Source organism: Shewanella sp. T24-MNA-CIBAN-0130, assembly GCF_040310185.1.
GTDB lineage: Bacteria > Pseudomonadota > Gammaproteobacteria > Enterobacterales > Shewanellaceae > Shewanella > Shewanella psychromarinicola.
This window is the reverse complement of record NZ_JBEOPP010000493.1, coordinates 1-245: the sequence shown is the minus strand read 5'-3', so window position 1 is coordinate 245 and position 245 is coordinate 1. Positions and strand designations below refer to the sequence as shown.

1 pseudogene is annotated in these 245 nt (G+C 42.9%); it reads left to right on the top strand.

Annotated elements, in window-relative coordinates:
* A pseudogene (locus AAEZ02_RS23245) lies at positions 1–245 on the top strand (peptide ABC transporter permease); the annotation flags it as partial.

Genomic DNA, 245 nt, shown 5'->3' with positions numbered 1-245 from the left:
CGCTTGAACAACAACAGCAAATAGAGCAAGACTATCAACTAAATGATAACCAATTACTGCAGTTTACCGCCTACTTGCGCCAGCGCTTATCGGGTAACTTTGGTATTTCCAGTAACTCACAGCAAGAGGTATTGGAGGAGCTTGAAGCAGTACTACCTGCGTCTTTTGAATTATCATTGTTTTCTGGTTTTATTGCCGTATTTTTTGGCGTGCCCATTGGCGTGCTAGCCGCATTAGGTAATAAC